Below are 9,957 nucleotides of genomic sequence, written 5' to 3'. Positions count from 1 at the left end.
TGGCTGGGCCACTCCGAACCATGACGACGAGCCCGCACAAGCACTCTGGGCCAAAGCTGCTTTCTTTGGTTACTTTCTTTGCAGCAGCAAAGAAAGTGACTGCCGCCCCGCACAGGGGCAGTGCTAATAGACCACTAAGAAAACAGGATTCCACGAAAGCCCAACCCAAACGAACCAAACAACAAAGCGCGCTACCGAACAGACAAACCAAACGAACCAAAACAAAGCCGACAAAAACCAAACCACATAACCCAAAACCACAACGAAACAAAGGCATAAACTTACCCCACCGCCGAACGGCAAAAGGCAAAAAAAGAGGACGCGGCACATGGCAAATGCACTTCCCGACAAGTTGCTCCCGGGCGCCTCCTACCCGCTCGGAGCCAACTGGGACGGTCTTGGCGTCAACTTCGCGGTGTTTTCATCGAACGCGCACCGCATCGAACTCTGTCTCTTCGACAGCACCGGCCGCAAGGAACTGATGCGCTACGACCTGCCCGAGTGCACCGACGAGATTTGGCACGGCTATCTGCCCGGCGCGCATCCGGGCACCGTCTACGGATTTCGCGCGCATGGCCCGTATCAGCCGCAGCAGGGACATCGCTTCAATCCGCACAAGCTGCTGCTCGATCCCTACGCGAAGAAGCTCGTCGGCCCGTGGCGCTGGTCCGATGCGCTCTTCGGCTATCGGGTGCATTCGAACCGGCTCGACATGTCGATGGACCGCCGCGACTCCGCGCCCGCAATGCCCAAGTGCATCGTCACCGACGACGCCTTCGACTGGTCCCGCGACGTGCGTCCCGACACGCCCTGGGGCGAGACAATCATCTACGAAACCCACGTGCGCGGCACCTCGATGATGCGCGACGACATTCGCCAGCATGAGCGCGGCTCGTTCGCGGCGCTCTCGTCGCCGTGGTTCATCGAGCATCTGCAAAAGCTCGGTATCACCGCCGTCGAATTTCTTCCCGTGCACGCGTTGCTCAACGACCGCTTCCTCGTCGGGCGCGGCCTGAAGAATTACTGGGGCTATAACACCGCTGCGTTCTTCGCGCCGGAACCGTCGTATCTGTCGACGCATCGGCTGAACGAGATGCGCATCGCGGTCCGCCAGCTGCACGCGGCCGGCATCGAAGTGTTCCTCGACGTCGTCTACAACCACACCTGCGAAGGCAACGAACTCGGGCCGACCGTCTCGTGGCGCGGACTCGACAATGCGAGCTACTATCGCCTGATTCCCGGCGACGAGCGCCACTACATCAACGAGACCGGCTGCGGCAACACCGTCAACCTGTCGCATCCGCGCGTGCTGCAAATGGTGATGGATTCGCTGCGCTACTGGAGCACCGCATTCAACATCGACGGCTTCCGCTTCGATCTCGGCGTGACGCTCGGCCGCGAAGGTCATGGCTTCGACCCCGGCTCGGGATTCTTCGACGCAATCCGCCAAGACCCGATCCTCTCGACGCGCAAGCTCATCTCCGAGCCGTGGGACATCGGCCCGGACGGCTATCAGGTCGGCAATCATCCGCCGGGTTTCGCCGAATGGAACGACAAGTTCCGCGATGGCGTGCGGCGCTTCTGGCGCGGGGATTCGGGCATGCGCCCCGACCTCGCCGCGCGTCTCACCGGTTCCGCCGAGCTTTTCAACCGGCGCTTCAGGAAGCCGTGGGCATCGGTGAACTTCGTCGCGTCACATGACGGCTTCACACTCGCCGACGTCACCGCGTACGAACACAAGCACAACGAGGAGAATCAGGAAGGCAACAACGACGGCCATAACGAGAACTGCAGCGCGAACTGGGGCGTCGAAGGCCCGACCGACGATCCTGCGATTCTCGAAGTCCGCGCGCGTCTCGCCCGCTCGATGATCGCGACGACGCTGCTCTCGCTCGGCACGCCGATGCTGCTCAGCGGCGACGAATTCGGCCGCACGCAGCGCGGCAACAACAACGCCTATTGCCAGGATAACGAGACTTCCTGGATCGACTGGGAAGCCGCGCAAAGCCCGCAAGGCGTCTTGATGACGGACTTCGTCGCGAGAGTTATTGCATTGCGAAAAAACTACCCGGTCCTGCGCGAAACGCGCTTTCTTTACGGCGACCGCGAAGTGCTGCCCGGCCTCTACGATGTGAGCTGGTTCGACGAACGCGGCAACGCGCTCGCGATCGAATCCTGGCAGGACCCCGAGGGCCGCGCGCTCACGCTGCGGCGCGCCGGCCCCGGCATCGACGGCGAAATCGACGTGCTGCTTCTCATGTTCAACGGATCGTCGCAACCGCTCTCGTTCGTGCCGCCCGCGCCGCACTTGGAATGGAATGTGCTCCTCGATAGCGCGGAACCCGATTCGGTCACGCGGCCGCTCGTCGGCAGCGAGTTGGAGGTGGCCGCGCACAGCGTCGTCGTGCTGCTGGCCGAGCCCGCCGGCGACGCCGACTGGCAGGCGGTGTGGATGGCGGGGGCGCATCAGGGGCCGCGTCTTCTGACGGCGCTGCCGCCCGACCCCGGCACGATACCCTCGCATCGGCCGCCGGAAATCGACTTGCCGCACTGACGCGCGCACGCAACGCCGCAAGCAACGCAACCGACACCCGTCCGCGAAAATTCGCCGAAACAGCAGCAAAACAGGCAGGAAATCATGTCCGAACGTCCGATCGATCCGCACAAGCATCATCATGCGTATTGCCTTCCTTTCGGCGCGCATCTCACGGGCGCCGTGCGCGAGAATCCGCGCACGCGCTTTCGTTTCTGGGCGCCGTCGCGCAAGTCCGTGCAGGTGGAGATTGAGCGCGCGGGCAGCGCGCCCGAGCTGATCGACATGCAGGCGACGGGCGACGGCTGGTTCGAAGCCGAAGCCGACGGCGGCGCAGGCACGCTGTATCGCTATCGGCTCGACCCCGATCTCGCGGTGCCCGATCCGGCCTCGCGCTTTCAGCCGCAGGACGTGCACGGCCCAAGCGAAGTGATCGATCCGCGCGCCTATCGCTGGACGCACACGAACTGGCACGGCAGGCCGTGGGAAGAAACCGTGCTTTACGAACTGCACGTCGGCGCGATGGGCGGCTATGCGGGCGTCACCGCGCGCCTGCCCGAGCTCGCGCAACTGGGCGTGACCGCCATCGAGCTGATGCCGCTCAACGATTTCTCCGGCACGCGCAACTGGGGCTACGACGGCGTCCTGCCCTACGCGCCGGAGTCGTCGTACGGGCGCCCCGACGACCTGAAGAAGCTCATCGATACCGCGCACGGCCTCGGCCTGATGGTGTTTCTCGACGTGGTCTACAACCACTTCGGCCCGGACGGCAACTATCTGCACGCGTACGCGAAAGCTTTCTTTCGCGAGGGCGTGAACACGCCGTGGGGTCCGGCGATCGATTTCGAGCGTCCGCAAGTGCGCGACTTCTTCTTCGACAATGCCCTGTATTGGCTCAACGAATATCGTTTCGATGGCCTGCGCCTCGACGCGGTGCACGCGATCGACGACGACGAATGGCTGCGTGAATTCTCGCAACGCGTGCGCGGTTCCGTCGAGGCGAGCCGTCACGTGCATCTCGTGCTGGAAAACGAGCACAACACGGCGAATCTGCTGGAAGCGCATTTCGACGCGCAATGGAACGACGACGCGCACAATACGCTGCACGTGCTCCTCACCGGCGAAAACGAGAGCTACTACGGCGCGTATTGCGACAAGCCCGTCGAGAAGCTCGCGCGCGTTCTCGGCGAAGGCTTCGCGTATCAGGGTGATCCGTCGCCGATTCACGACGGCGCGCCGCGCGGCGAAAGGAGCGCGCATCTGCCGCCGACGCGCTTCGTGATGTTCCTGCAGAACCACGATCAGATCGGCAACCGCGCGATGGGCGATCGCCTGCGCTCCTTGACCGACGACGAATCGCTCTTCGCCGCGACGGGTCTCCTGCTGCTTTCGCCGCAGATTCCGCTGCTTTTCATGGAAGAGCAATACGGGTCGAAGCAGCCGTTCCTCTTCTTCACCGACTATCACGATCAGCTTGCCGATGCGGTGCGCGAAGGCCGCCGCCGCGAGTTCGCGAAGTTCTCCGCGTTCAGCGACGAAAAGCGCCGCACGCAGATTCCCGATCCGAACGACAGGAAGACCTTCGAGATGTCCTCGCCCGCAGCCGGCGACAAGCAGGACACGCAGGATCGTCTCGACTGGCTGCACTTCTATCGCTCGGCGCTGACCGTGCGCGCGAAGCTCATCACGCCCCGTCTGAAAGGCGCGAAATCGCTCGGCGCCGAGGTCCTTGGCGAAAAGGCGCTCGTCGCGCGCTGGAGGCTCGGCGACGGCGAGACGCTTACCGTCGCGCTGAATCTCGGCGGGACGGGTATCGCGCTGAAGGAGAAGCCGCCGGGCAAGATCATCTTCGAGACGCCGGCGCGCGCGCAGGATCGCGCGCGTGACGGCGAGCTCAGCGGCCGCACGTTCCTCGCATGGCTCACCGGCGAGGTGAACGAATACGCGATCGCCCATGATGCGCGCCGCTTCGAACCGGCATCCGCCGAAGGAAAGAGCTCGTGAGCGCCGCCACCAAAACGGGCGACGCCCGCGCCGCGCGGCCTGTGAGCAGCATCGAAGCGCTCGCGGAGCGCGCCGGCTTCGAGATTGAATGGAAGGACGCGCACAAGAAGATGCAGCGTGTGCCCGAAACCACGCTGCGCATCCTGCTCGAAAAGCTCGGCCTGCCGTGCGGCAATGCCGCGCAGATCAAGCAGAGCATGGCCGCCGTCGATGCGGAAATGAGCGGACGCAAGCTGCCGCCCCTCATTACGGCCGAGGTGGATCGCGGCATCGCGCTGCCGGTGTCGGCGGCGAAGTCGGGCGCGCGCTATCGCATCGAACTGGAAAGCGGCGCGGTGATCGACGGACGCTTCACCTCGCCCAAGGGCGAGATCGCGCTGCTCTCGCCGATCGCGGAGCCGGGCTATCACACCCTCGTCGTCAACGACCATCGCACGACGCTGGCAGTCGCGCCCGCGCGCTGCCACACGATCGACGATGCCTGGCGCACGCTGCACGACGATGCGACCCACGCGCCGCCGCTCTGGGGCGTCGCGGCGCAAGTGTATGGCTTGAGGCGCAACGGCGACGGCGGCGTCGGCGATTTCACCGCGCTCGCATCGCTCGCCACGCAGACGGCGAAGCGCGGCGGCCACGCGGTCGCCATCAGCCCGATGCACGCGATGTTCAGCGCCGAGCCAGGCAAGTTCAGCCCGTACTCGCCATCGTCGCGGCTCTTTCTCAACATCGCGCATGTCGATCCCGCCGCCGTGCTCGGCGCGCCCGCCGCGCGTGCGGCGATCGAGAAAGCCGGCGTCGCCGACGAGCTCACGGCGCTCGAACGTCTCACGCTGATCGACTGGCCGCGCGCGATGAAAGCGCGCCTCGCGGTCTTGCGGGCGCTCTTCGACGCGTTCTCGCAAGACCGCGATTCCCCCTTCGCCAAGGACTTCGCCGCGTTCGTCGAGCAAGGGGGACGCTCGCTTGAAGATCACGCGCGCTTCGAAGCGCTGCAGGCTGCGCAGATCGCGCAGAACGGCGAAGGCCACTGGCGCAGCTGGCCCGATGCGTTGCGCGATCCGCGCAGCGACGCGGTGATCGAATTCGCCGACGCCAACCGGCGCGAAGTCGACTTCCATCTCTTCACGCAATGGCTCGCCGCGAAGGGACTCATGCACGCGCAGCACGCCGCGCGCGACGCGGGCATGGCGGTCGGCCTCGTCGCGGATCTGGCGGTCGGTTGCGACAGCGCGGGCAGTCATGCATGGTCGTATCGCGACGAGATGCTGACGGGCGTCTCGGTCGGCGCGCCGCCCGATCTCTTCAACCAGGCCGGGCAATCGTGGGGCCTGACGACGTTCTCGCCGCGCGCGATGCGCACACAGGGCTTCTCGGCGTTCATCGACATGCTGCGTTGCGCGTTCGCGCGGGCGGGGGGTATCCGTATCGATCACATTCTCGGCCTGCGCCGCCTCTGGCTCGTGCCCGAAGGCGAAAGCGCGAAGGACGGCGCGTATCTGCGCTACCCGCTCGACGACATGCTGCGGCTGATCGCGCTCGAATCGTGGCGGCATCGCGCGATCGTGATCGGCGAGGATCTCGGCACCGTGCCGCCCGGCTTCACGGAGCGCTTGCAGGAGCATGGCTTGCTCGGCATCCGCGTGCTGTGGTTCGAGCGCGAGGTGGACGGCCCGGGCTTCAAGCCGCCGCGCGAATGGGACAGCGGCGTCACCGCGACGACGACGACGCACGATCTGCCGACCGTCACCGGATGGTGGCGCGGCGAAGACATCGTGTGGCGCTCGAAGATCGGCCAGACGATGGCGCGCGCCGATGGCCGCGACGCCGTCGAGGTGGCGCTCGAGGAGCGTGGAGAGGACCGCGCGTATTTGTGGCGGGCCTTCCAGGACGCGGACCTCGCGCCTGCCGACGTGGAGGCGCCCGACCTCGACAACGCGCCCGTCGACGAAGCCCTGGCGTTCGTCGCCGCGACGCCCGCGCCGCTCGTCACGTATCCGCTCGAGGATCTGCTCGCGCTCGCCGAGCAGCCGAACCTGCCCGGCTCGATCGACGAGCATCCGAACTGGCGGCGGCGCATGGCCAAGCCCATCGAGGAACTGTTCCTCGACGATGCGTTCTCCGACCGCCTGCTCGCTGTCGATGGCGCGCGCAAGCGATCCGCGCAATCGAACGAACCCACATCGAAACCGACAGAATCGCCATGACCGTACCGCGCTCCACGCTCAGGCTCCAGCTTCACAAGGGCTTCACCTTCGACGATGCCGCCGCGCTCGTGGACTACTTCGCGTCGCTCGGCGCAAGTCATGCATACGTGTCGCCGATCACCGCCGCGACCGCCGGCTCCACGCACGGCTATGACGTCGTGGACTACACGAAGGTCAATCCCGAGCTGGGCGGCGAGGACGGCCTGCGCCGCTTCGTCGAGAAGCTGCGCGCGCACGAGATGGGCCTCATCGTCGACATCGTGCCGAATCACATGGGCGTGGGCGGATCGGAGAACGCATGGTGGCAGGACATCCTCGAATGGGGACGCCACGCCGCGCATGCACGCTACTTCGACGTCGACTGGCATTCGCCCGATCCCGCATTGCGCGGCAAGGTGCTCGCGCCGTTTCTCGGCGCGCCCTATGGCGACGAGTTGCAGGGCGGGAAGATCAGGCTCGCGTATCGCGCGGACGAGGGGCGCTTCGTCATCGAGTATTACGGGCATGTGTTTCCGGTCTGTCCGGTCGACTACCCCTCCGTGTTTCAGGAAGCGCCCGAACTGGCCCAGCGCTTCACGGGCCTGTCGACGCAGCCCGACGATCAGCCACGCGCCGCCGATGCGCGCACGGCGCTCGTGACCATCGCGCAGACAGAGGGCGGGCAGGCGGCGATCGAGGCGATCCTGGCCGCGCATTCGCCGGATACGCCGTCGAGCCGCGATCGCCTGCATCGTCTCCTCGAGCGGCAGCATTACCGGCTCGCGTGGTGGCGCACCGCCACGGACGAAGTGAACTGGCGGCGCTTCTTCGACGTGAGCACGCTCGGCGGCGTGCGCGTCGAGCGGCCCGAGGTGTTCGAGGCATCGCATGCGCTCATCTTCAGGCTCTTCACCGAGGGCTTGATCGACGGTGTGCGTGTCGATCACGTCGACGGGCTCGCCGAGCCGCGCGAGTATTGCCAGCGTCTGCGCGCGCGACTGGAGGAGCTTTCGGCGGAGCGGCCCGAGGTGTTGCGGCATGGCAATGGCCGCACGTACTTCGTCGTCGAAAAGATCCTTGCGCGCGGCGAGCCGCTGCGCGGCGACTGGCAGGTCGACGGCACGACGGGCTACGACTTCATGAACGACGTGGGCGCGCTGCTGCACGATCCGGCGGGCGCGGAGCCGCTTGCCGTGCTGTGGGCGGAGATCACCGGCAAGAGCGAGCGCTTTGCCGACGAAGCGCTCGCGGCGCGTCGCAAGATTCTCGCGGAGAATCTCTCTGCGGAGCTGGATCGCGTCACGCGGGCGCTGCATCGCATCGCCCGCGACGCGCAGACCACGCGCGATTTCACCTTCACTTCGATCCGGCGCGTGGTTGCGGAGCTGGTCGTGCAGTTTCCGGTGTATCGCATCTATCCGGTGGGCGGCGTGCGCAGTGCCGAGGACGAACGCTTCTTCTCGCAAGCGCTCGAGGCCGCGCGTGCGGTGCTTGCGCGCGCGGATCATGTCGTGCTGGATCAGGTCGCGCAATGGCTCGGCAGCAAACTGCCGGATGAGGCGCCGCAGCCGGAGCAGCGCAGCGATCGAAGCGAGCGCGGCCGGGATCGCGCCGCGGAGCGCAATCGCGATCGCGAACGCAGCCAGGCGCAGGCAAGCCAGAGTCCGCAGCCGTCGAGCGGTTCGCAGCGGCGGGCGGCGCAGACGCTGTTCTCGCAGCTGACATCGCCGGTGGCGGCCAAAGCGGTCGAGGATACGGCGTGCTATCGCTATGGGCGGCTCATCTCGCGCAACGAGGTCGGCGCGGATCCGGGCGAGTTCTCTTTGTCGGTCGATGAATTTCATGCGGGCAACCGCGAGCGTTTCCGCTCGTTCCCGCACGCGATGCTTTGCACCGCAACGCACGATCACAAGCGCGGCGAGGACGTGCGTGCGCGGCTCGCGGCATTGAGCGAGATTCCTGACGAATGGGCCACGACGCTCAAGCAATGGTCCACGCTGAACACGCCGTTGCGACGCGGGCCGAGTGGCGGGCCGGCCGAGACGAGCGACAGCAGCGACTGGGCGCCGGGGCCGGCGGCGGAATCGATGCTTTACCAGACGCTGGTCGGATGCTGGCCGCTCACGCTTGCCCCTGACGACGAAGTGGGCGTTCACGCGCTTGCGGAGCGCGTGGCGCAATGGCAGTTGAAGGCGTTGCGCGAGGCGAAGTTGCGCACGAGCTGGTTTGCGCCCGACGAGGCCTACGAGAAGGCGTGCAAGGACTTCCTGTTCGATATCGTCGCGCCGCAGCGGCGCAATGGCTTTCTGCAGGAGCTGTCGAAGTTCGTCGAGCGCATCGGGCCGCTTGGCGCGATCAACAGCTTTCAGCAGACGCTCTTGCGGCTGACGTCGCCGGGCGTGCCGGATCTTTATCAGGGCACGGAGTTATGGGACTTCAGTCTGGTCGATCCGGACAACCGGCGTCCCGTCGATTATGAATTGCGGCGCAAGTGGCTTGCGGAAATCGAAGAGAAGGGGCCGCCTTCGGAGCAGATGGAGAACTGGCGCGATGGCCGCGTGAAGCTCGCGCTCGTGCGGCGGGCGCTGGCCTTGCGCAAGCATTGCGAATCGTTGTTCGCGCAGGGCGAGTATGTGCCGCTGGAAGTGCAAGGCGAGCATGCGGGACATGTGATTGCCTATGCGCGGCATGCGGGAAGCGCGTTTGCGATCGTCATCGCGACGCGGCTTGCGGGGGCGCTGTTGGGCACGGATCGCGATGTGCCGCTCGTCGAGCCAGAGCGTTGGGGGGATACGGCGATCGTGTTGCCGCAGGCGCTGCATTCGCGCGCGTTGTTTGATTGGTTGAGCCCGAATGCGCCTAAGGCCGAAGGCGAGCGGCTTTTCGTGCGGGATGCGTTGGGGGTTATGCCGGTGGGTTTGTTGGTTGAAGAGGGAGTGCCGAAGGTTTAGGGGGTTGTTTCGTTCGTTTGCTGCGGTTTCCGTGGAATCCTGAATTCTTAGTGGTCTATTAGCGTTTCCCCTGTGCGGGGCGGCAGTCACTTTCTTTGCTGCTGCGAAGAAAGCAACTGTATTGAAGGTCAAGTGCAAAGGCACAAGGAATCATGGTTTGGGTGGGTTCCAGGGCGTGGCATCGCGCATCATGGCGTTGAGCTGGGTGAGGAGCTTGCGCATGCCGGCGACGAAGGCGACCTTGGTCTTCTTGCCTTTGGCACGCAGCCGATCGCAAAACGCCTTG

The 9,957-nt window shown here is 65.6% G+C and carries 5 protein-coding genes; 4 read left to right on the top strand and 1 reads right to left on the bottom strand.

The window, feature by feature from the left end; translation table 11 throughout:
* Nucleotides 1-277, bottom strand: a 277-nt coding sequence (locus AWB83_RS37020; RefSeq protein WP_208636842.1) for a hypothetical protein, incomplete at its 3' end; no start/stop codon positions are given.
* 51 nt (nucleotides 278-328) lie between these two features.
* Here AWB83_RS37020 and glgX point away from each other — a divergent pair.
* From glgX to treY, 4 genes are all read left to right on the top strand, one after another.
* Nucleotides 329-2,554: a glycogen debranching protein GlgX gene (gene glgX, locus AWB83_RS35105; RefSeq protein ID WP_087050197.1), complete on the top strand. Its 2,226-nt coding sequence runs from the start codon at nucleotides 329-331 to the stop codon at nucleotides 2,552-2,554.
* A gap of 84 nt (nucleotides 2,555-2,638) precedes the next feature.
* On the top strand, nucleotides 2,639-4,537 hold the full coding sequence (treZ, locus tag AWB83_RS35100; RefSeq protein WP_087050196.1) for a malto-oligosyltrehalose trehalohydrolase: 1,899 nt from the start codon (nucleotides 2,639-2,641) through the stop codon (nucleotides 4,535-4,537).
* Nucleotides 4,534-6,741, top strand: a complete 2,208-nt coding sequence (gene malQ, locus AWB83_RS35095; protein WP_087050195.1) for a 4-alpha-glucanotransferase — start codon at nucleotides 4,534-4,536, stop codon at nucleotides 6,739-6,741. Before treZ ends, malQ begins: the two co-directional genes overlap by 4 nt.
* Nucleotides 6,738-9,671: a malto-oligosyltrehalose synthase gene (gene treY, locus AWB83_RS35090; protein ID WP_087050194.1), complete on the top strand. Its 2,934-nt coding sequence runs from the start codon at nucleotides 6,738-6,740 to the stop codon at nucleotides 9,669-9,671. Before malQ ends, treY begins: the two co-directional genes overlap by 4 nt.
* Nucleotides 9,672-9,957: the final 286 nt, after the last annotated feature.

The sequence above is a fragment of the Caballeronia ptereochthonis genome (assembly GCF_001545075.1).
Classification (GTDB): domain Bacteria; phylum Pseudomonadota; class Gammaproteobacteria; order Burkholderiales; family Burkholderiaceae; genus Caballeronia; species Caballeronia ptereochthonis.
This window is presented reverse-complemented; position numbering and strand designations above follow the sequence as displayed.

What these genes read in the sequence shown, in the direction of transcription:
- glgX (WP_087050197.1), top strand. Translation starts at nt 329, where the DNA reads ATGGCAAATGCACTTCCCGACAAGTTGCTCCCGGGCGCCTCCTACCCG.
- treZ (WP_087050196.1), top strand. Translation starts at nt 2,639, where the DNA reads ATGTCCGAACGTCCGATCGATCCGCACAAGCATCATCATGCGTATTGC.
- treY (WP_087050194.1), top strand. Translation starts at nt 6,738, where the DNA reads ATGACCGTACCGCGCTCCACGCTCAGGCTCCAGCTTCACAAGGGCTTC.